Origin of the sequence: Thermotoga profunda AZM34c06, from assembly GCF_000828675.1 — a bacterium.
Classification (GTDB): domain Bacteria; phylum Thermotogota; class Thermotogae; order Thermotogales; family DSM-5069; genus Pseudothermotoga_B; species Pseudothermotoga_B profunda.
Genome location: NZ_AP014510.1, coordinates 1,009,204 through 1,030,101, shown reverse-complemented (window position 1 = coordinate 1,030,101; position 20,898 = coordinate 1,009,204). Strand labels below are relative to the sequence as shown.

The window sequence follows — 20,898 nt, the reverse complement described above, 5'->3', positions numbered from 1 at the left end:
TTTACGCCGCCTTCTTGATAGATCATTTGAGATCATTTACTTGGAATATCTATAAAGACCAATTTACCGGCACCTGCACCATCAACAACTATCTTAGGAACTTTGTTGGCATCATCGATGGTGTATTTGTAGAATTCCGATGGATTAAAGACAGGTTTTCCTTCCTCGATGAATTTTACTTCAGGCTCTTTGCAATAAACAAATACATTTTTTGCTTCATTTTGTCCAAGAGACAGATACCCTTCAGGTGAGGTACCAGCTCTAACAGTTGCGGGTAAAAAGGCGACGTTGGCTTCCTCCATCAACTTTGCACCAAACCCCATGAAATTATTTGCTTCCACATGAACTCTTGCTCCAACGGTCGAAGCTATGCCATACTGCGGGACTACATTTCCTGAGACATCCATCCTGAATCCTGCACTGTAGAAATTGTTGAATACATGTACCATTCCAAATCTCACTCGGGGCATCCTTTGGATACAGTTCTTAAAATAATTGTGATGATAGGTGACCTTGTAACTCTCGGAAGCTACCGAAGGGTCTTCTTTGTCACTACTACCAACTAAGGATACTTTGTCATGATCTACGAATTTACACCAGGATACCGTTATGTAGTTGGACAAGTTTGTAATATCAACGGCACCATCATTTCCATTGACAAAGGTACAATGATCTACCCAGACATGATGTGAACTTTCAACACTGATGTAGTCATAATCGTACATCTTTCCCTGTGGATCGTCTTCCATGTAGAAACCTTCAAAATGAATATTTCTGATGATCACATTTTTCTGCTTTTTAATGACGAAGCCTACACCAATCAATTTCGCATCGTTGATTCCTATTATTGTTTTGTCGGATGTCACTTGGATTTCCTTCATTGGATCAAAGGCAATGATCCCATCTACGACAATAATCATTTTTCCATCAGCTTTAACTGATTTTTCGAGGTCTTCAGCAGTCCGCACAAAAACGATCTGTCCACCTAAACCTCCAGTAGTTCCATCCTGCCCAAGCGCACTTACACTCGCAAAACCAATTGGACTGTCAGATAAACTGGCTTGAATAGCGCCGAAACTCATGGAAATTGCAGAAAGAAGAATACAAATCAAGAAGGCCTTTTTGTACATAAAAACCCTCCTTCCCTTTTGTGATGTTTCAAGCCATTAGTAATTATATACCAAGATACAAAAATTTTTTTCATAGATTAAATGCCCATCTTTTTAATTGTATTGTTATTTATTATGAAAGCAAGCCATTGTCTTTCTCATATAAATTTAAGATTGGTGTAGTTTATCTTGCCTTTGTAAATATCTATGGTGTTAGTTGAAATAATCGATAAGGTTTGATAAAATTTTTTTGGTCCACAACTTCTGGAAGGGAGGTAGTATCTATGAAGCGGTTGTTAGTCGGACTTTTACTGGTTGTTCTGGTTGTTTCAAGTATGGGGGCCATCAAACTCGTTATTTGGTGTGGAGGCGGCACAGAAAGACAGGGCATTGAAGCGGCTATAGCTGAGTACAAGAAACTCAATCCAGATGTTGATTTCGAACTTGTTGATGTACCTTATGCGCAATATGAGCAAAAAGTCAGACTTGGTATCATGGGTGGAGATTTACCAGATCTTGTAACAATAACATATCCTTATGCCCCCGGGTATATGCAGTATATGCTCGATCTAACGCAGTATGTTCAAAAATATCTTGGAATCACACCTGAACAATTCAAAAATGCAATGTATGATGTTGTGAGAGTACGTGTTACGGAAGGAGATGCGGTGAGATATGTTCCACTTCACTTCACAATGCAATGTTTGTGGGTAAATGTCGATTATTTCAAAAAAGCAGGTGTTGCTTACCCACCATTCGGTGGCAGAGCCGATCCTTGGACTTGGGCAGAATTCATTGATGTTTTGAAAAAGGTCAAACAAGCCAACAATATTCCATACGCAATGTCGATGCAGCGCACCGCTGAGAGGTTATTCAATTACCTTGGTATCAGAGGAGTAAAGATCCTTGACGAAAATTTGGACTTCACACTTGATAAAGATCCAAAGGCAAAACAAATGCTCACAGAATTTGTCGATTTGTTTAAGCAAAACCTCATGGTGCCAGCAGAATGGATATCTAACCAAGATCCAAACATGGCTTTCACTGGTGGGCTCTCGGCAGTGTTGTGGGCTGGAAGTTGGAGTACACTTGATCTTCTCAAAGCAGGTAAGAATTTCGCGCCTGCCTATTTGCCAAAGGATGCTGAATGGTTGAGCTTGGAAGGTGGAAGATTCTTCGGTGCGTTCAAAACAGGTAAAAAGGATAGAGAAGAAGCTGCTGCAAAGTTTGCACTCTGGTTAGGATGGAAAGGTCTTGGATATGATATTTATTTGAGAACAACATACCACATGTCTGCCTATAAAGAACATGTAGTCAAGTATGATAATCCGATAATGGATTTGGTTCAAGCAGTTTGTGGAAGACTTGCGGAAGTTACACCATCATGGGTTGTGACTATTAGAAATTCAACTCTTTATTCAAATATGCAAACTGCAATTCAGAACCAAGCATCTGCTGCTGTTGCAGGACAAATCAGTGTTGACGAGATGATAAAGAATTTGAGGAAAGAATACGATCGATTGCTCTCAGAACTTGGTAGCAAAAAATAATTTCGATCGACGGGGTGCCGCCAGGCACCCCTTGTTCGCATGGAGGATGATAGACTTGAAAAATCTCGTGAAAAGTAGATTCATTTTTGTCCTACCAGCTCTTATCTTCCTTGGAATATTCATCTTAATTCCCATAATAAGTATTTTTGCAATGAGTTTTTATAGTTGGGATTTGCTCAGACCACCTAAGTTTATCGGATGGAACAATTTTAAATTGATGATCGGCGATAAATGGTTTTGGAATTCTATATGGGTTTCTATAAAATTACTGATTTTGACTGTACCGATGACCTTTTTTGTGCCGTTAGCTCTTGCGCTTGCTTTGTATAAGGAAACAGGATCTTCAAAGATACTCAGGGCACTTTTCTACTGGCCATACATGATGCCTGCTGTAGCAGGAACTACTATGTGGAAGTGGCTTTTGTCTTATGATCTGGGGCTTTTGAATTACTTTCTAAAATCTTTGGGGCTAAGCCCTGTTGGTTGGTTACTCAAACCAACCCCAGCTTTGTTTTCCATAGCCTTACTCAGAACCTGGGCGATGACAGGACTTTTGATGATGATGTTCATCACAGGACTTCAGAATATCTCAGAAGAATATCATGAAGCAGCAAAGATAGATGGAGCAAACAAATGGCAAATCTTCTGGTATGTGACCTTTCCTCTTCTAAAAAACACTAATCTCCTTGTACTGACAACTGCTATAGCTCATGTGTTTAGAGATTTCGCGGGTATCTATGTACTGACTGGTGGTGGTCCTGGCTATTCAACTATGGTCACGCCACTCTATATATACAACAGTGCTTTCACACAGTTCAGAATTGGATATGCTTATGCAATGTCAGTTGTATTTTTGTTGATATCTTTTGTGATTGCAGTTATGACACTTAGAGTAAGAGAAACTAAATAATTGGAGGGTGCCAAATGACAAAAATAGTAAAATGGATCTTTCTGATAGTTGCCCTTGTTTTCTATATGCTTCCTGTTTACTATTCAATAGCTTCTTCTTTTAAAAGCCTGCAAGAAGTGTATAACTATCCTCCAACGGTTTTTCCAAGTTCACCAACACTTCAAGGCTATCGAGAGGCAATCAAAAACCAAGATTTGTTGACATATCTCAAGAATACACTCTTTGTTTCACTTGTTGCCACAATAATAACTGTATTGATATGTGTAATGGCAGGATATGGATTGGCAAAAGGAACATTTCTTGGTAAACTCGCCCTTAACAGACTGGTTGTGATGACACTGTTTATTAGTGCTCAAGTAATAATGGTACCTTTGTTTGTCATAATAAAGAGATTAGGGCTTATAAATAATTTGTGGGGTCTCATTTTACCTGCAGTGTACACACCGACAGGCATGTTTACCGCTATACAGTATATGAAGGATATACCAGATGAAATGCTTGAGAGCGCCAAGATAGACGGAGCCAATGAATGGCAAATTTTCTGGAAAATTGTCATGCCACTTTCCCAGCCTTTGGTTGCTGCGCTTGCCATATTCTCATTCACATGGAGATGGAATGACTTTGTCTTGCCATTACTTGTTGTTAACAAGAGAAGTTTGTACACACTTCAACTCGCACTCGCAGTGATTCAGGGTGAATATGGTGGAGTGCCTTGGAATACAATACTCGCCTTCTCTACCCTGACGATAATCCCCACTTTGATCATTTTCTTACTCTTCCAGCGTTTTTTCATGAGAGGTATCATGGCTGGCGGGTTGAAGTACTGATTTTGAAAGGATGAGAAAGTGTGAAAAAATGGCTATCGATTCTTCTGGTTGGTGTGGGGGGGTATGGTGCAAAATATGTTGAGTATCTTCTAAGAGAAAGAGAAAATTACTCTGTTCAAATCGTTGGCGTGGTTGACCCACAAGCGAAAAAAAGTAAGTTCTATGACATTTTAGCGGATATGAAAATACCTATCTATGATGATTTAAAAGATTTCTACAAATACCACAAAGCCGATCTTGCTATAATATCGTCTCCCATTCATTACCATTGTGATCAAACCTGTTTGGCTCTGGAACACGGTAGTAATGTACTTTGTGAAAAACCGGCAGCAGCTACTGTCCAGGAAGTTAAGAAAATGATTGAATATCGAGATCGTTTTGAGAAGATCGTTGCGATAGGTTTTCAGTGGGTCTATGATCCTACCTTTCTGAAACTAAAACAAGACATATTAGCTGGTAAATTTGGAAGACCCATAAGACTCAAGACTATGGTACTCTGGCCAAGAGATATCACTTATTACACAAGATCGTCATGGGCTGGACGAATCAAAATAAATGGCAAATGGGTCTTAGACAGTGTTGCAAACAACGCCACTGCTCATTTCTTGCATAGTATGCTTTTTATACTTGGAGATGATTTACCAAACACAGTATTTCCACAGACAATACAGGCAGAACTTTACAGGGCAAACAAGATAGAAAGTTTTGATACATGTTGTATGAGAATATGGGCAAAAAACATAGAAATCTTGTTTTATGCCACACATGCTTCAAAAGAAAAGATTGGTCCATATTTTGTTTATGAATTTGAAAAAGCGAGAATCATTTTCAACGATCCAAGAGTGGGTGAAAATAAATTGGTTGCAGTTTACAACGATGGAGAAACACAATTTTACGGTGTTATTGATCACGGTAGCATGAAAAAATTATGGGATATTATACGAGCAGTACGTGGCGAAAAAAACATAAATTGCTCTCTGGAATCTGCACTCGCTCATACCTTAGTCATAAATGGTGCACACGAATCTTCAAAGATCGTTGATTTTCCAGAAAAAATCATCAAGAGAGAGCAAGAAATTGTTTGGGTTGAAAATTTGACTGATGTAATCAAGGAATCATTTGAAAACAACAGGCTTTTTTCAGAAACTAAAGTCCAATGGTCGTATAGTGGAAAGACCATTGATCTAAACAATTATGAAGGTATAAGGAATGAGAGCATATGAAGATATGCATAATAGGTTCGAGTGGGCATTATCATTATGTACTAAAAGGACTTCAGAAAAACACAAAAATCGTCGCAATCGCGCCAGGTTGTGCAAATGAAGACATGACTTCTTTAAAAAGAGCTTTAAGAGAATTAGGTATAGAACCCAAGGAATATGAAGATTACCAAAAAATGCTCGATTTGGAAAAGCCTGATGTAGCTGTTGTGAATAGCTTTTTTGGTAGAAATCCTGGTATCTTATTTGAAACACTTCAAAGGAAAATTCACACCTTTGCCGAGAAACCTGTAGCCACTTCATTGGAAGATTTGGAAAAGATCAAGAGACTCTACGAAACAATCAAAGACGATGTCTTTTTCACGGCTATGTTTGGTTTGAGGTATAAAGCCCACTTTCTCACAGCAAAGGCTCTACTGGATTCTAAGGAAATCGGCGAGATAAGGCTCTTGAATACACAGAAATCTTACAAACTCGGCAAAAGAGCAGAATTTTACAAGAAAAGGGAATTATACGGTGGAACAATTCCATGGGTTGGCATACATGCCATAGATTGGATAAACTGGTTCACAGGGAAAAAGTTTCTGAGTGTGTATGCCGTACATTCGAAAGTTTGTAATAGGGATCATGGAGAACTCGAAGTAACTGCTCTTTGTAATTTCGTTCTTGACCAAGAAATTTTTGCATCTATAAGTATCGACTATCTAAGACCAGATAAAGCACCAACTCATGACGACGACCGAGTTAGAGTTGTTGGTACGCAAGGAATACTTGAATTATTCAAAAACAAGGTAATTGTTATCAATGATAAAGGTGAAAATGAAATTGCATTATTGCCTGAAAGACAGATATTTTCAGAATTCCTATCACAGGTAAAGGGAACGGGATTTTGCATGGTAACAGCTCAAGATAGCATATTGGCGACTGAGATTGCTTTACTGGCAAGAGAATCTGCAGATACAGGGAGGGTAATACAGATATGTCAACAGTGAAAATAGCTTTCATAGGAGCAGGTAGTGTGAGATATACGATAAAACTCATTGGCGATCTTGCCAATACACAGGAGCTGGAAGATGTCAAAATATCGCTCATGGACATAGACAATGAGAGATTGAATGCAACATATTTACTGGTAAAAAAATATGTAAGAGAACTTGAAAGAGATTTTGAAATCGAAAGTACGACTGATTTAGAAGAAGCACTCAAAGGGGCTGATTTTGTTATCAACACAGCTCTCGCAAGAGCTCAAGGACACGAAGATGGTTATGTACAATATGAAATCATCAGGGAAGTTGGCGAGAGATATGGCTACTATAGAGGAATAGATAGTCAGGAATTCAACATGGTTTCTGATTATTATACTCTGACCAATTATAACCACATGAAGATGACTCTCGAGATAGCAAAAACAGCTGAAAGAATATGTCCAGATGCATGGTTTTTGCAGACATCAAATCCTGTATTTGAGATTACACAGTTGATAAAAGAACTGACGAAGGTAAAAATCGTTGGCTTGTGTCATGGGTATGCCCATATTTTTAAGGTGGCAAGAAAGATAGGCTTTGATCCAGATGAATTGAAATGGCAAGTGGCCGGTGTTAACCATGCAATATGGTTGAATAGATTTGAGAGTGATGGCAAAAATGGATATGAATCACTTGATCGATGGATCAAAAGAGAGTCTGAAAAGTGGGAACCGCAAGATCCATGGGATGTGGATCTCTCTCCAGCTGCGATAGATATGTACAGATTCTATGGTATGTTACCCATAGGGGATACTGTCAGATGTGGCACGTGGAAATATCACTATGACCTTGCAACTAAGAAAAGATGGTATGGAAAATTCGGAGGAATAGACAACGAAATTGAAAGGCCCAAATTCTACGAACAATTAAGAGAAATCAGAAGAAAACTCATTAAACTCGCAGAAGAATTGCGTGAAGACCCTTCAATAACTCTTACAAAAGTCATGCCGGACATATTTACAAAAAATTTCGAAAGCAAAGAACAGCATATTCCATTTATAAATGCAATTGTGAATGATAAAAAAACTCGACTTGTCTTGAATATTTTGAATGAAGGACTTTTAAAAGATTTACCCGATGATGTTATCGTTGAAGTACCTGTTGTTGTTGACAAAGAAGGAATCCATCCTGAAAAGATAGAACCAGATTTGACTGAAAGGATAAAACAAATGTACTTAATACCAAGGATATTGAAAATGAAATGGGCTCTTGAAGCCTTCAAAACAGGTGATATAAATATTCTGAAAGAAATCCTCATAAGAGATCCCAGGACAAGATCGTACAAACAAGTTGAAGAGGTGTTAAGTGCTATCTTGAATTTGCCTTTTAACAGAGAAATGAAGAACTATTATTTGAAATCTTAAGTACTTTCTCTAACAACCAGATCAACATCCAAAATTACTTGTTTTGGTTTTTCTCTTCTTTGATTAAGTCTCTCATAGAGTAATTCAAAAGCAATTGTACCTTCTTGAAATTTATCGATTCTCACAGTTGTAATAGTTGGATGTACAAATGATGCATAGGCTATATCATCGTAACCAACGACCGATACATCTTTTGGTACACTCTTTCCAAGTGTTCGCAAAGCTTTCAGTGCAGCGATCGCGAATACATCGTTGAAACAAAATATTCCATCATATTCAAGACCTTTCAATTCGATGATCTTGTTAAAGCACGAGTCATAGCCTTCTTCAATCTCTACCATCTTATATGGTTGTAACCCGAACTCTTCCAAGGCTTTTACGTAACCAAGATATCTCATTTTGGCAACTGACTTGTACATATAACCATTGATCATCAATATCTTGCGCTTGCCTTTCTCTAAGAGATGTTTTGTGGCAAGATAACCACCTTTGAAATCATCAGAGTAGACTTCGTCTATTTGAGAATCCTCAAAGTGAACCCCGAGAATAACAAAAGGGTAATTAAGGGTTGTTAAGTGCTTAATATCTTCATCATCAAACTGGGTTGGAGAAATTATTATGCCATCTACTCTTTTCTCAATTAAAGTTTTCACGGCTTGTATCTCGTTGATGTAATCTCTTTCCGTATTCATAAGAATTATTTGATAATCATACTTTTTCGCACTGTACTCTATACCTTTAAAGACTTCTGCATAAAACGGGTTTGAACTGTCTTCGAAAACGACACCTATAGTCTTTGTTGTTCCATTTTTTAAAGAGAGTGCATTGAGGTCTTTTATATATCCAAGCTCTTTTGCAGCTTGCAATACTTTTTGTTTAGTCTGAGGGCTTATATCTGGTTTGTTATTCAATGCCCTTGATACTGTGTTTATGGAAACTCCAGCTCTGATTGCTATATCCTTTATAGTGACGAACTTTTTCAAACTCAGACCTCCTTTGAACCATATTTTACACTATCGTTTTAACCCTTCACACTGCCCAGGGTCAAACCCTCTATGAAGTATCTTTGAAAAATCAGAAAGATTGTAACTGGAACAATCGCTGCTAAAAGAGCTCCTGCGGCTATGACATTCCAACTCGAGATCCACTGTCCTTGAAGAGCCGTGAGACCTATAGTAACGGTTTTCTTAGTGTCGCTTTGGAGTAATATCAATGACCACAAATAATCGTTCCATATCCATGTGAATTCCAATATGGACAGAGCAGCAACAGCAGGTTTTACGAGTGGCATGATGATCTTTGAATAAATGGTGAATGCATTTGCCCCATCGATTTTTGCGGCTTCAAATAGACTTACCGGTATCGTAACCATAAAATTGCGTAAGAAAAAAGTGCAAAAGCCTATCTGAAAAGCTATATGAAAAAGTATCACGCCAAAAAGTGTATCGTACAAACCAGTTGTGACAGAAAATCGGTACACGGGTATCAGTAACATTTGGAAAGGTATAAGCATCCCAGCAACGAAAATGATCAGAATTGCCGTTCTCAATTTGAATTTGTACCATGATATGGCAAAAGCACTCAAACTCGATAGAAACAGAGTTGCTATGACCGATACAGAAGTGACAAAAAAAGTATTCAGAAAATATCTTTGCATTCTTCCTTCGATCCAAGCTGTCTTGAAGTTTTCAACGGTCCAGGTTTTCGGGATAGACCAGAAATTCCTGAGCATGAATATTTCGTCCATGGTTTTGAAGGCTGTGAAAAATGCAACCATCAATGGTATCATCCATATAACAACTATCAATGTAGAGAACACATAGAATAAAATCATTCGTGGTATCTTTCTCAATCTCTTTCCTCCTTTTTGAGAACGTTGAGTAGGTACATTATTATAAAACCAAGTGTGATGCCGAATTGTACTACAGCTATCGATGCTCCATACCCCATCCTGTAATTGTGAAAAGCCTGAACATACATGTAATTTGCCATCACACTTGAAGAGTAAAATGGTCCACCACGAGTCATGACAAAGACCACATCAAAAGCCCTCAGCGAATCGATGATGTTCACGGTTATTGCTATCACCATTGCTGGTTTCAATGCCGGTAAGATAACGTACCAAAATCTTTGAGTGGAGTTTGCACCATCGACTATGGCAGCCTCAACTAATTCTTTTGAGACATTTTTAAGACCAGCTAAGAAAAGAATCATTGCGTATGGAATTTGTCTCCAAAGCGCAGCTGCTATGAGTGAGTAAGTTACTATCTTTGGGTCACTCAACCAAGGTTTTGCAAATTGTTCTAAACCTATTGATTTTAAGAATGCATTGACAATACCTCCTGTTGGCTCAAGGACCCAGGACCAAATCTGACCGATAACGACAAAAGAAAGAGCCATTGGTAAATAAACCAAAGATTTGTAAATTTTGTGACCAGGAAACTTTTGATCCATCAGCAAGGCAAAGATCAAACCCAGAGGTATTGAAAGGAGTACAAAACCTATCATCCACTTGATGTTGTTCAACAGAGACAGGCCAAAATAATTGTCGTTTATCAATCTCTTGAAGTTTTCCAAACCTATGAATCTCATCTTTGTCATACCGTCCCATTTTGTGAAACTCACAACGAAGGTTTGAAAGATAGGATATATAACCCATATTGAGTACATACAAAGTGGAGCGATGAGAAATAGATAAGGTGTCAATTTATTCTTTTTCATCTCATGTCTTCCTCCAGAAATTTAACCCTGTGGGCAATTGCCCACAGGAAATAATCACTTTGAATAAATTCTCTTTCTTTCTTGTTCCAATCTGTCAAGAATCGAATTGATCTTTCCGGGGTTTTGCATAAATTCTATGAATGCATTCATGCCCACTTCTGCCATTTCTGGGTTAGTATCTCTATCATAGAACTGAGCAACACCTGAAGAGGCAACTATCATATCGAGTCCTTTCTTTGCATGTTCATCTGGGGGTGTTACTTCAACATTTGCAGCAAGTCTTCCCAAATCTTTGGCAAATTTTTCCTGAGCCTCTTTAGAAGCTATGAATTTGAGAAACACAATTGCTCCTTTCTTGTTAGGTGCATTAGTAGGTATCATGAATCCATCGATAGGTGTTTCTTCATAAAGAGGAACGGAAGAATCTATCACTGGAAATCTAAAGAAATCAAGATCATCCTTTACTTCGGTAGGTGCTACATCTTTGATGAACTGTCCCATGTAATACATTCCCGCTTGACCGCGGAATAGGAAAGTTGCACCTTCTTGCCATTCATATGCGGCATGATTAGGCAAAAAGTATCCTTTTTCTATCAGCTGTCTCCAATACTCAAAGACCTTGAGAAGTTTTGGATCATTGTATGGAACTTTCCCGGCTGTTAGATCGATGTGATAATCAAGGCCGTTAATTCTCAGATTGAGTATGTCAAACCAACCTGCAGCAGTCCACGGGAATTTAGTGCCTATAGCTATAGGAGCTATTCCGTTCTTTTTCAATGTCTCACATACATTCAAAAATTCGTCCCATGTCTTGGGTTCCTTTATACCAAGTTTGTCAAACACAGATTTCCTGTAATAAACACCCCACCAATACCAGCTCTGGGGTATGAAATAAATCTTGTTGTCATAAGAACAAGTACTCTTGAAAGATGCAGGAAAATAATCTTCCCACCTTGATCCCTGAAACACTTCTTCCAGAGGAGTGATCAAACCCATTTCTGCAAAATACCTCATTCGTTCACCTGCAAACCACGTAACGACATCTGCCGTACCCTTAGGTGCTGCAAGCCAGGTTCTAAGAAGAGTTTTGAAATCTTCGTGTGCGAAGGTATTTATCACCACTTCATAGTCTGGATATTTTTCTTCAAAGATTTTTACCAGATCTGCAAAGGCTTTTCTCGGTGCAGGATCTGACATGTAACTGTTTACGATGATCTTTTCTTTTGCCAAAACGGTGAATACTATCAGGATGGCAAAACAAATCACTAAAAATTTTCTCATGAACACACACCTCCCCTTTTAATTCCCGGTAACGTTACCGAGAATGATACAACTTCAGAGTACATTCATTTTGCTTATTAGTCAAGTTATGATATCCGTCAAATTCATCAATTCTTCCGACAAATAACCGCATGAGAGATATTTAGATGACTACTTTGATCTCTTTTTCCTTTAAACTCTTTTTCTCGTGAAAAATCTTCTCAAATACCGGCTATGTTACAATCAAATTAATTAATACTGTTTTGAAAGATAGATCGTTGAATGGTATAATTTTGTGTACAAAATCTGATTTATATAATAAGGTGAATATCTTTGAGTAGAGATCTCACGCAAGGTAGTCTAACTAAAAATCTTTTTTATATGGCGCTGCCCACGATGGGTGGTTTTGCTTTGCAAACCTTGTACGACATAGTGGACATGTTTTGGATAGGCAAAATATCTGCCAAATCCATTGCGGGAGTAACTGTTTTCTCAACAGTTTTTTGGTTGGTTGAAGTGTTGAACGAAGTAATTGGTATGAGTTCGACTTCCTTGATTTCTCAAAATTATGGTGCAAGAAATTACGATCGAACAAATAGAGTAATCGAACAAACAATAGTGTTCAAAATCTTTGTGGCTATTATCGCTTCAACCATACTGGCCATTTTCCTTAAACCTCTGATGAATTTCTTCAGCAAAGATACAGAAGTAATCAAAGCTGGACTCGATTACGGTTACTGGAGAACCTTTTTTATGCCTGTATTTTTCGCGACTTATTCAACTTATACAGCCCAGAGAATGACAGGCGAATCGAGACTTCCTATGATTATAATGGGAACAAGTGCGATTTTGAATGTGATACTTGATCCGATTTTCATGTTTGACAGAATACCTGGTACAAACATTAAAGGCTTAAATATGGGCGTCAGTGGTGCTGCAATCGCAACAGTTATATCGACTATTGTGGCATTCTCGTGGGGCTTTGGCGCACTTTTGAAAGGAAAAGGAAAGATCAAGATAACACTGGCTGGTTTGTTCAAACTTGACAGAGAAATTGATTTGAAACTTTTGACGATCGGTTTGCCGAGCGGTGTAGAAATGCTCATGAGAAGTCTCTCGGGAGCGGTTTTGACCAAAATTCTCAGTTTATATGGTTCTTCAACTCTGGCGGTTGTAGGTGTCGTTAGCAGATTGATGGGTCTTGCCTTTGTACCTTTGATGGGATTTTCGATGGGTGCAAGTGCGATTGTTGGACAAAATCTCGGTGCGAATAAGGTACAGAGAGCCGAAAAGACTGTTTTTCTTGCTGCCTTATATGGTTCTTTATTTGTCCTTGTCTTTGTACTACTCGCTAATTTTTATCCACAAATGATTATGGACCTCTTTGTACACGAAAAAGACGTCATCAAAGAAGGAGTTTCTGCCGTAAGGATTGGATCTTGGTCTATGTTAATAGCTGCGCTCTCGATTTCTTTGATGAGTAGCTTTTTCGGAGCCGGGTATACTCTACCAGCGATGATCTCCAGCATCATCGGAAGATGGTTTGCGCAGCTTCCATACGTAGTAATCGTGGTAGTATTTTTGAGATTGCCGAGTACTTATATTTGGTTCTCATTCATTGTCGCAGAGATTGCTGAACTGTTCTATGCCCTTTTTGTTTTCTCAAAAGGAAAATGGAAAGAGTACAGAGTGAGATAAAATTTGCACTCGTGCTATTTGATGGTATAATTTTTCCAAACCAAGGGGGTGTCTGGTATGAAGAAGGTTCTGATACTCTTGACGGTCTTGTGCATCACATTTTTGGGTTTTTCACAGATAAAACTTCCATTGACTCATGTAACACCGGGTGGTTTCACTGTACATTCAATTGAGATACTGACCAACCCAACAACTTTTTATGAAAACGATGTACTCAGCGTGGGTATCAAGATCAATTTTCAAAGAACCATAGCCGGTTCAACTGTCTATTCTTTTGATCTAAGAGAAGGCGAACAGAAATTGATGAGTCTTAGATTAATTGGTTTGAAATTGAGTGAGACAGAGACAAATCAACTTGTATATTATGGTCCAACATCTGCTTTCCCGAGTAATTATCAATATGGTGGCTTTCAAATAGTTGGTTTCTTTGTCACTAAAGCAGATCTTGATGCTGGTTTCAAAGAAATATGGGGATGGAGAGTAGCTTCACCTCTAATGTGTAAAGATTTTTCGATCATAGTTGATCTTGACATGGACCCTGTTTATGGTCAACCCATGGCTGGTGTTCATATGGGAACCCAAAAAAGCTGGACTTGTTCAAGACCTGTCACATCACCTTTTGGAAGATGCCAATTCGCTGAGAAAGTACAGCAAACCCAATCTCAACAAACAACTACCCAATATTATTGGCCAAAGGATATATTAGATATCATTGTTGAACCTGAACCATTTGAAGTAGGACAATCACTCAAAGTTACTGTCATTTTGAATTCAGAACCGGCTTCAAGTCCTTGGGACTATTACATGGTCTACTGGGTCACGGTTACCTACCAAAATGGTCAAACCAGAACAATACCACATACTTACGGAAATTTCAATCCCAATACTGCGATAATAATTACATCAACGCCAAAAGCAAAAGACTTTCGAACTATTGTACTTGACCGTGTTGGTAGTATAAGTTACACCCTACCAGAGAACATAACAATAACCCAAACTGCTGCCGCTAATGTACCAATAAGCCAGATTGAGATAAAAGTTCAGATATGGGCCGGGTTAGATGTAGATAGATTTTCTCCATATGATTTTGTCAAAAAATGGGTGGCAAAAACGGTATTTGTACCCGTAGTACCTTGAGTGAATTACAAAAAACTGTGAAGTTCATACTTATGTGGTCTTTAGAGAAAAATATTCATCGAATTTTTTCACTTTAACGATTTTTGGTTCTATGTAATTTGGAAATTTTTTGATAAGTTCATAGCAAAAGCCAGGCATTATTTTGCTTTGAAAAAATAAGTGATACATTTCCCATGACGGCTATGATATACTCTAATTTTTAATATGCCTTTTTTATAGGAAACTTCACTGTAAAAAAGTTAATGAAGTTAACCAAACTGTTAACATTACCAAAAACCTGATCAATATAGTGAAAAGTTTCTAACGAGAGACTTAGTCTTAAATAAGTTCCAAGAATGGCATCAACACAAAATATTTTGCATGAAGTTGCATCAAAACATTATGAATACTTAATTTGTGTGATGTTAGTCATTTTTGCTTTCCGTATATTATATATTGGGCAAGCTTGACCGGACAGATCTGTCTTCGTACATTGGCATAGGTCTACCCTTTTGGGATTGGTACACCTTATCTCCCCCAACCCTTTGTGTAATCCCCACCATTAAAACTCTTTTGAGAAAACTGAGTCATAAAGATGTAACGGGTTGAGGGAGGGATAAAGATGAAAAAAGTTCTGTTTATTGTTTTTCTAACTGGTTTTGTAGCGATTGTTGGTTTTGGAACAGTTGAGAAATCAAGTAATCTCTTTGGAATTGAATTGTACAAGGTTTTGTCAAGAAATCCTGGAAATGTATTCTTTTCACCTTTTAGTATCAGTTCAGCCCTTGCAATGACTTATATTGGTGCATCTGGTGATACAGCAAGACAAATGAGACAAGTTCTTCATTTCAATCTTGATGATGAAGTATTACACAGTGATTTCTCTCAATTGATAACGTCTTTGAATCAGCCAAACGAGAATTACGAACTTTCTGTTGCAAATTCTATGTGGGCACAAGATGGATATCCATTTTTGGAAGGGTTCATCGAACAAGTACAGAAGTATTATCAAGCAGGAATCAATTACGTTGATTTCGTTTTCAACAGAGATGAAGCAAGACAAAAGATCAATACATGGGTCGAAGAAAAGACGAATCACAAGATAAAGGATATTATAAAACCAGACGATATAGATGAACTCACAAGGCTTGTTTTGACAAACGCTGTGTATTTCAAAGGTTATTGGGAAAACTCATTCGATGCATCATCGACAAAGAAGGAGCCTTTCTATATCAGCAAAGATGAGAAAAAAGAAGTAGATATGATGTACCAAAATATGACTACAAAGTATGCAGAAGATTCATTAGTTCAAGTCTTAGAATTACCCTATACTGGTAAAAACCTCTCAATGGTAGTCGTTCTCCCAAAAAATAATATGGAAGAGGTGGAGAGAGAACTTTCATTAGATCTTTTTGAGGAATGGTTGAGAAATCTTAGATTAACCGAAGTCAAAGTCTATCTTCCAAGATTCAAAATGGAATGTCGATTCAATCTAAAGCAAACACTTATGAACATGGGTATGACAGATGCTTTTTCAATGTCAGCTGATTTTTCAAAGATGGATGGCACAAAAAAATTGCGGATAAAGGATGTTATTCACCAATCATTTGTCGATGTGAATGAGAAAGGTACAGAAGCGGCAGCAGCAACGGCAGTTATCATTAATGTTAAGATGAGTCCGACAATGCCCGTTGTCTTCAAAGCAGATAGACCCTTTCTTTTCTTCGTATACGATAAGACTCACAATTTGATATTGTTCATGGGTAGATTAGTTAATCCATAGATTCAAAAAACTGCCCCATTGAGGGGCAGTTTTTTTATTTAGCATACAAATCAAGATCACAGTAATTAGTGGAATCAACATTTCTCCATAAAGTTGCATAGCTGTTATCCTCGAGTTTTATCATGATGTCGTTTTCGGTACAGTATTTTCCATTGACTGTTCTGTTTTCAACAAGATGAATTTCCACATAGTGATTCCAAAAACTTGATCCTAAATCAAATCTCTGCCAATTGACTTTTTCATTGCCAAAATGTTTTCCATTCCATTTGTTCTTTATCTCATTCACAGTTCCAAGGCCTTTGCCGTCTATGTAGAATTCGATGTAGGCATTGGCATCTTTGTAGGTCATGAAGTAAAAACTGTGCATTTGATCTGAACACCAGAACTTTACGTAATCTCCATCGTGACAAAATAAGGCTCCAATGTAGGGAAAGTCAGAGCCATTCCAGCTTTTGTTTTTGAAGGTTGCTCCGGTAGTTAATAGTATCAGGGCTAATACGGATAAAACCACCAGTGCCTTTTTAACCATTGTTCATCCCCCCGTTTTAAAAGATTTCCACCCCTTAGGATGGTCATCACAATAAGAAAAGATAGTAAGTCGAAATTAGAAAAAAATTAAAAATTTTCTATAAAAACCCCCATTTCTGGGGGCTTATATTACAAGTAATCTTCCTGTAGGATTGAATCTCTTGTATAGTTGCACTCTCAGATTTTGGTATTTCTTGTAATGTTCTATGTGGTCATAGTTAGGTTGATTCCACGGCTCTTTTTGTGAAAGCACATTGTTGAATTTATCCAAGAGGTCTTCTTCAAATTTCCCTGCATATTCATGCTTAATGAATCTTTCAAATGCCTTCTCAAATTCACGCCACGATTTTTCTTCTTCTCCAGGGACAACTGGGTAGAACAAACCGTTGTTCGATTTGACAGCTTTCAAATCGCCTATCGCATCACCTATCATCAAAACTTCATCATCTGCATATCCACCTGATTTTTTCGCAAATTCTATGTGTTGCGCTTTTGTTCCCATCTCTTGTCCAGCGATTAGAGATATGTACTGAGCAAGACTGTATTTTTCCCAGTAATCTGCAAGATCATCATAGGGTGTTTGTGAGACAACTATGATATCAGCATATTGTGACATGAGTTTCACAGCTTCTTCCACACCATCAAATGGAGGTATTTCTGCTGAGATGTGAGGAAAAGTTCTATTCACTGCTTCACTCCAACCGAGCAATTTGTACAAGCCAAGAGTCGTTGGTCTTTCTTCGTTTATGTATTTCTCCAAGCTCTGATTTCCAAGGCCTAAGTTATTCTTCTTGGTATATTCTATGAAATCTTCAAGGATTTTCAGATCTGGAAGCTTTATGTTCTTTTCTTTTACTATCTGTTGTACATCATTTCTTTCATATAAAGCATGGAGAATGAGCTGGATTGCTATGAATCTATTACATCCTCTGTGCTCCGAGAAGAGATTGTAGTATTCCGCTATTTCTCTGTAATAAGATTCTATCTCCCACAGATTGTAGAATTCCATGAAATGCGGATGGAAGATCAAAATCTGTTTTCCATTCATGTTGTCTGTAACGCATCCATCTGTGTCAATTGCGACAAGGAATTTCTTGGTTCTTTTGAAATTCAAAAGTTGCTCTCTTGGTCTTTCTTTCAACTCTTTGTGTGTTAGTCTGGTATACATCTTTTTTTCACGCTCCTTGCTGTCTCAAACCTGCCGGAATATATGTTGAACACAATTTGGGTGCCATTATCTCTCTGAAGTTTGCAAATTCAGGTAGTGGATCACCTATCAAGGGCATTGCCCACTTCACAAAATCGTCTGTCACGTCGACTTTGTTTTCGCTGATCCACTGTTTTGGAAATTCTCTGGCAGAGTTAGCGACAACACTCAGTGGAATTTTTGAGTATTGGACTTCGTATTTTTCTCCTGGCACTCTTATAATCGTTGCCATATAACCTGTCTCGCCGTTTAAGGCGAGTGTTGCTGCAAAAGCACCAACTTCATAGGCTTCCTTCAAATCCACTTTGGAAACATACGCGATTTCCCTTCTCTGTCTTGTCCCTGGTTTTTCGTACCTTGCAATGCCGGGGACGATCAGTCTGCTCCTTGCCCTTCCTTTTTCATCTTTCCTGTCAAGACCATTCAAATAGTTTGCAAGGACTTGTTCTGCACTTTTTTCTGCTGCACTGAACTGAGCATGTCCAAAACTGTCTTTGAGTATTCCCAAATCTCCCACATTCACACCTTCACCAATTACGACAATACATCTTTTGTGAATTTTCAATGTTTCATTCACTTTCTGGGTGATGTATTCAAGATTTGATTTGTAATCATCTTGTGAAAGCGCCTCAGGAAGTATCACCAGAAGTGGCATTTCTCTTTTTGGATCTGCAAGTCTTGCAGAAGCAGTTATGAATCCCATCTTTCTGCCCATCACACCTATAACAAGTACTGGATCAGATGTATAACTTGCTTTATTCTCTTCATTCGCTTCAAGAACATTTATTGCTGTATTTCTTGCCACACTGCCATATCCAGGGTCGTGGTCGCATATGGCGAAAGTTCCATCGCTTTGAAGCTTTCCACCAAGGTCGTTGTCTATAGTCTTTGGAATACCAACACAGATAACTTCAAGACCTTTCTCACGGGCAAGTAAACTCACCTTATTTGCAGTATCCATTGAATCTTCTCCGCCACAATAAAGAAAATATCCAACATCGTGTGCTTTGAAGACTTCGACAATTCTTTCCAAATCTTCTTGCGATTTGATCTTGTATCTGCAACTTCCTATTACCCCTGCCGATGGGGTTTTCTCAAGCAGTTTGATCTGCTTTGGATCTTGCGCTGTTATATCTACGAGTTCTTCGTTCAGAACTCCCAAGATTCCCATTTTTGCACCATAGATCTTTCCAACTTTGCCACTGTTCATGAATGTTTCAATTGCCCCACGCAAACTGTTGTTGATAACAGAGGTTGGGCCTCCTGATTGTGCAATTACGACATTTTTCATTGTTTATGCCTCCCTTTTTAGATCGTACAGAAATTTTCCACCGTGTTCGATCCAGAGGCAGTCATCTGATTGAAAATCTTCTTTTCTGATCGATCTTGGGTCACGATAAGCCAGTCCAACTGCTTCACATTCTTCTTTGGGTATAGAAGTTGCAAGAGTTACCGTGAAAGCAAATTCTTCCTTTTTCAATATTGGGTCGTACGTGCCATCTCCTCTCACATTTATTACATGTGATGCTACGTTTAGATCAAATTTGGGATGTTTTTTCAGAAATTCTTTGACATAATCTTTGCAATGGTATCCAATTTCACGTATAGATCTGTCCATTTGTGGGTTTGAATGAAAGATTTCAATGTGGGGTGCATAAATTATGATTTCTCCATTGGATACAAGGACTCCTGGTCTTTGAAGTTTGTATGAGCCTTTTCCTGCAGTCCAGATTTCGTCGTAGTTTTCTCCAATTACCTGTACGGCTATCTTCACAGGTTTATCGAGGTAGATTATATGAATCCGCTGACTTGCTTTCACCGCTTGTTTGTATGCTTTCAATGATCCTTCAAGGTCAAAACCTGTGTAGAGGCCTTTTGCAAGAATTCCATTATCTGTCTCTTCATACACCATGTTCAAAAACAGAACAGGTGAATTCACTTTTTCAAAGGCAATCTTACAGGCTTCATTGATCACTTCTCTTGCAGGGTTGTTTTCTGAGCCAATGATTCTTGGAATACCTATCAAAACGGCAGCCCAGTGAAACAAACCGACAACATCCGGTCCAGCGATACCAGGTATTATCGACTTCAAACCACCAGAAAAGCCTGTAGATTCATGAGGAGAAGTACCACTTAAAACAATTATCAAATCGTATTTTTCAAAAAACAATTTGTTCAATGTCACTGGTAGTGGCTCTTCAAGATCACCCATGGTTTTTTCACTCACGAATTCTTTGCTCAGAATTCCGACAGTTGTCAACGCATTCGGGTTGGCATACTCATGGTTGAAAAAGACAAGCTCTTCTTTGTAAAGTCCGAGTTTCTTTCGAACTTCTTTCTCACTCATTGCTCGGTGTGTTCCACTTGCATTCAAAGTATGAAGAATCTTCAAACCTCTTTTTTTCAAATGCTCGTACACCAGAGGAACTAACCTATCTGAGAAATCTTGACGTGTATAATCTGGGTGTATCAAAAGGACTTTCTCAAGTTTCTCATCTGGTAATACACGTTCGATTAGTTCAGATAGTTCTTTTGAGCTCAATTCACCTGAAAGATTCTCTATGAAACTCATCACTACAC

18 protein-coding genes are annotated in these 20,898 nt (G+C 38.3%); 9 read left to right on the top strand and 9 right to left on the bottom strand.

Annotated features, from left to right (window positions below):
* Positions 1–32: 32 nt before the first annotated feature.
* Positions 33–1,130 (bottom strand): pectate lyase family protein, encoded by a 1,098-nt coding sequence (locus TSP02S_RS04980; RefSeq protein ID WP_041082354.1) that lies wholly within the window; start codon positions 1,128–1,130, stop codon positions 33–35.
* A 263-nt stretch (positions 1,131–1,393) separates the two neighbouring features.
* Here TSP02S_RS04980 and TSP02S_RS04975 point away from each other — a divergent pair, with 263 nt between their 5' ends.
* Genes TSP02S_RS04975 through aglA form a run of 6 tightly spaced genes read left to right on the top strand, consistent with a single transcriptional unit; the run spans position 1,394 to position 8,005 of the window.
* Positions 1,394–2,659, top strand: a complete 1,266-nt coding sequence (locus tag TSP02S_RS04975; RefSeq protein WP_041082353.1) for an ABC transporter substrate-binding protein — start codon at positions 1,394–1,396, stop codon at positions 2,657–2,659.
* 46 nt (positions 2,660–2,705) lie between these two features.
* Positions 2,706–3,569: a carbohydrate ABC transporter permease gene (locus TSP02S_RS04970; protein ID WP_041084103.1), complete on the top strand. Its 864-nt coding sequence runs from the start codon at positions 2,706–2,708 to the stop codon at positions 3,567–3,569.
* A gap of 14 nt (positions 3,570–3,583) precedes the next feature.
* Positions 3,584–4,396: a carbohydrate ABC transporter permease gene (locus TSP02S_RS04965; RefSeq protein ID WP_041082352.1), complete on the top strand. Its 813-nt coding sequence runs from the start codon at positions 3,584–3,586 to the stop codon at positions 4,394–4,396.
* Between the two features lie 20 nt (positions 4,397–4,416).
* A complete protein-coding gene (locus tag TSP02S_RS04960; protein WP_041082350.1) occupies positions 4,417–5,619 on the top strand; it encodes a Gfo/Idh/MocA family protein in 1,203 nt (400 codons plus the stop codon).
* The gene (locus tag TSP02S_RS04955; RefSeq protein WP_041082349.1) at positions 5,616–6,608 is read left to right on the top strand and encodes a Gfo/Idh/MocA family protein; all 993 of its coding nucleotides are present in this window, start codon (positions 5,616–5,618) and stop codon (positions 6,606–6,608) included. Before TSP02S_RS04960 ends, TSP02S_RS04955 begins: the two co-directional genes overlap by 4 nt.
* On the top strand, positions 6,596–8,005 hold the full coding sequence (gene aglA / locus TSP02S_RS04950) for an alpha-glucosidase AglA (protein ID WP_041082347.1): 1,410 nt from the start codon (positions 6,596–6,598) through the stop codon (positions 8,003–8,005). Before TSP02S_RS04955 ends, aglA begins: the two co-directional genes overlap by 13 nt.
* Here the strand turns inward: aglA and TSP02S_RS04945 are convergent.
* Genes TSP02S_RS04945 through TSP02S_RS04930 form a run of 4 tightly spaced genes read right to left on the bottom strand, consistent with a single transcriptional unit; the run spans position 8,002 to position 12,007 of the window.
* Positions 8,002–8,988, bottom strand: a complete 987-nt coding sequence (locus TSP02S_RS04945; RefSeq protein WP_041082345.1) for a LacI family DNA-binding transcriptional regulator — start codon at positions 8,986–8,988, stop codon at positions 8,002–8,004. The two genes, aglA and TSP02S_RS04945, sit on opposite strands and share 4 nt — an antisense overlap.
* Before the next feature lie 38 nt (positions 8,989–9,026).
* Positions 9,027–9,857 carry a carbohydrate ABC transporter permease gene (locus TSP02S_RS04940; RefSeq protein ID WP_082025909.1) on the bottom strand — a complete coding sequence of 277 codons (831 nt, stop codon included), beginning with the start codon at positions 9,855–9,857 and terminating at the stop codon, positions 9,027–9,029.
* Positions 9,854–10,726, bottom strand: coding sequence for a carbohydrate ABC transporter permease (locus TSP02S_RS04935; RefSeq protein WP_041082344.1), 873 nt, complete (start codon positions 10,724–10,726; stop codon positions 9,854–9,856). The genes TSP02S_RS04940 and TSP02S_RS04935 overlap by 4 nt, the downstream gene beginning before the upstream one ends.
* Before the next feature lie 54 nt (positions 10,727–10,780).
* Complete coding sequence (locus tag TSP02S_RS04930) at positions 10,781–12,007, bottom strand: ABC transporter substrate-binding protein (RefSeq protein WP_041082343.1); 1,227 nt, start codon at positions 12,005–12,007, stop codon at positions 10,781–10,783.
* A gap of 360 nt (positions 12,008–12,367) precedes the next feature.
* On the opposite strand from TSP02S_RS04930, the gene TSP02S_RS04925 reads away from it, so the two are divergent.
* From TSP02S_RS04925 to TSP02S_RS04915, 3 genes are all read left to right on the top strand, one after another.
* A complete protein-coding gene (locus TSP02S_RS04925) occupies positions 12,368–13,684 on the top strand; it encodes an MATE family efflux transporter (protein ID WP_041084101.1) in 1,317 nt (438 codons plus the stop codon).
* 57 nt (positions 13,685–13,741) lie between these two features.
* The gene (locus TSP02S_RS04920) at positions 13,742–14,821 is read left to right on the top strand and encodes a hypothetical protein (RefSeq protein WP_041082341.1); all 1,080 of its coding nucleotides are present in this window, start codon (positions 13,742–13,744) and stop codon (positions 14,819–14,821) included.
* Between the two features lie 601 nt (positions 14,822–15,422).
* Positions 15,423–16,583: a serpin family protein gene (locus TSP02S_RS04915; protein WP_041082339.1), complete on the top strand. Its 1,161-nt coding sequence runs from the start codon at positions 15,423–15,425 to the stop codon at positions 16,581–16,583.
* A gap of 34 nt (positions 16,584–16,617) precedes the next feature.
* Here the strand turns inward: TSP02S_RS04915 and TSP02S_RS04910 are convergent, their stop codons facing one another.
* The 4 genes from TSP02S_RS04910 to TSP02S_RS04895 form a co-directional block, all read right to left on the bottom strand.
* Positions 16,618–17,112 (bottom strand): hypothetical protein, encoded by a 495-nt coding sequence (locus TSP02S_RS04910; protein ID WP_041082337.1) that lies wholly within the window; start codon positions 17,110–17,112, stop codon positions 16,618–16,620.
* A gap of 123 nt (positions 17,113–17,235) precedes the next feature.
* Positions 17,236–18,279 carry an HAD family hydrolase gene (locus TSP02S_RS04905; RefSeq protein ID WP_052465321.1) on the bottom strand — a complete coding sequence of 348 codons (1,044 nt, stop codon included), beginning with the start codon at positions 18,277–18,279 and terminating at the stop codon, positions 17,236–17,238.
* A gap of 7 nt (positions 18,280–18,286) precedes the next feature.
* On the bottom strand, positions 18,287–19,609 hold the full coding sequence (locus TSP02S_RS04900) for a diphosphate--fructose-6-phosphate 1-phosphotransferase (RefSeq protein WP_041082336.1): 1,323 nt from the start codon (positions 19,607–19,609) through the stop codon (positions 18,287–18,289).
* Between the two features lie 3 nt (positions 19,610–19,612).
* Entirely contained in the window at positions 19,613–20,890 is a 1,278-nt protein-coding gene (locus TSP02S_RS04895; RefSeq protein WP_041082334.1) for a lactate racemase domain-containing protein, read from the bottom strand.
* Positions 20,891–20,898: the final 8 nt, after the last annotated feature.

Bases quoted from the DNA above. Each gene is read 5' to 3' on its own strand.
- TSP02S_RS04925 (WP_041084101.1), top strand. From the start codon at position 12,368: ATGGCGCTGCCCACGATGGGTGGTTTTGCTTTGCAAACCTTGTACGAC.
- TSP02S_RS04930 (WP_041082343.1), bottom strand. From the start codon at position 12,007: ATGAGAAAATTTTTAGTGATTTGTTTTGCCATCCTGATAGTATTCACC.
- TSP02S_RS04980 (WP_041082354.1), bottom strand. From the start codon at position 1,130: ATGTACAAAAAGGCCTTCTTGATTTGTATTCTTCTTTCTGCAATTTCC.
- TSP02S_RS04910 (WP_041082337.1), bottom strand. From the start codon at position 17,112: ATGGTTAAAAAGGCACTGGTGGTTTTATCCGTATTAGCCCTGATACTA.
- TSP02S_RS04895 (WP_041082334.1), bottom strand. From the start codon at position 20,890: ATGAGTTTCATAGAGAATCTTTCAGGTGAATTGAGCTCAAAAGAACTA.
- TSP02S_RS04955 (WP_041082349.1), top strand. From the start codon at position 5,616: ATGAAGATATGCATAATAGGTTCGAGTGGGCATTATCATTATGTACTA.
- TSP02S_RS04935 (WP_041082344.1), bottom strand. From the start codon at position 10,726: ATGAAAAAGAATAAATTGACACCTTATCTATTTCTCATCGCTCCACTT.
- TSP02S_RS04970 (WP_041084103.1), top strand. From the start codon at position 2,706: ATGATAGACTTGAAAAATCTCGTGAAAAGTAGATTCATTTTTGTCCTA.
- TSP02S_RS04975 (WP_041082353.1), top strand. From the start codon at position 1,394: ATGAAGCGGTTGTTAGTCGGACTTTTACTGGTTGTTCTGGTTGTTTCA.
- TSP02S_RS04920 (WP_041082341.1), top strand. From the start codon at position 13,742: ATGAAGAAGGTTCTGATACTCTTGACGGTCTTGTGCATCACATTTTTG.
- TSP02S_RS04905 (WP_052465321.1), bottom strand. From the start codon at position 18,279: ATGTATACCAGACTAACACACAAAGAGTTGAAAGAAAGACCAAGAGAG.
- TSP02S_RS04965 (WP_041082352.1), top strand. From the start codon at position 3,584: ATGACAAAAATAGTAAAATGGATCTTTCTGATAGTTGCCCTTGTTTTC.
- aglA (WP_041082347.1), top strand. From the start codon at position 6,596: ATGTCAACAGTGAAAATAGCTTTCATAGGAGCAGGTAGTGTGAGATAT.
- TSP02S_RS04915 (WP_041082339.1), top strand. From the start codon at position 15,423: ATGAAAAAAGTTCTGTTTATTGTTTTTCTAACTGGTTTTGTAGCGATT.
- TSP02S_RS04900 (WP_041082336.1), bottom strand. From the start codon at position 19,609: ATGAAAAATGTCGTAATTGCACAATCAGGAGGCCCAACCTCTGTTATC.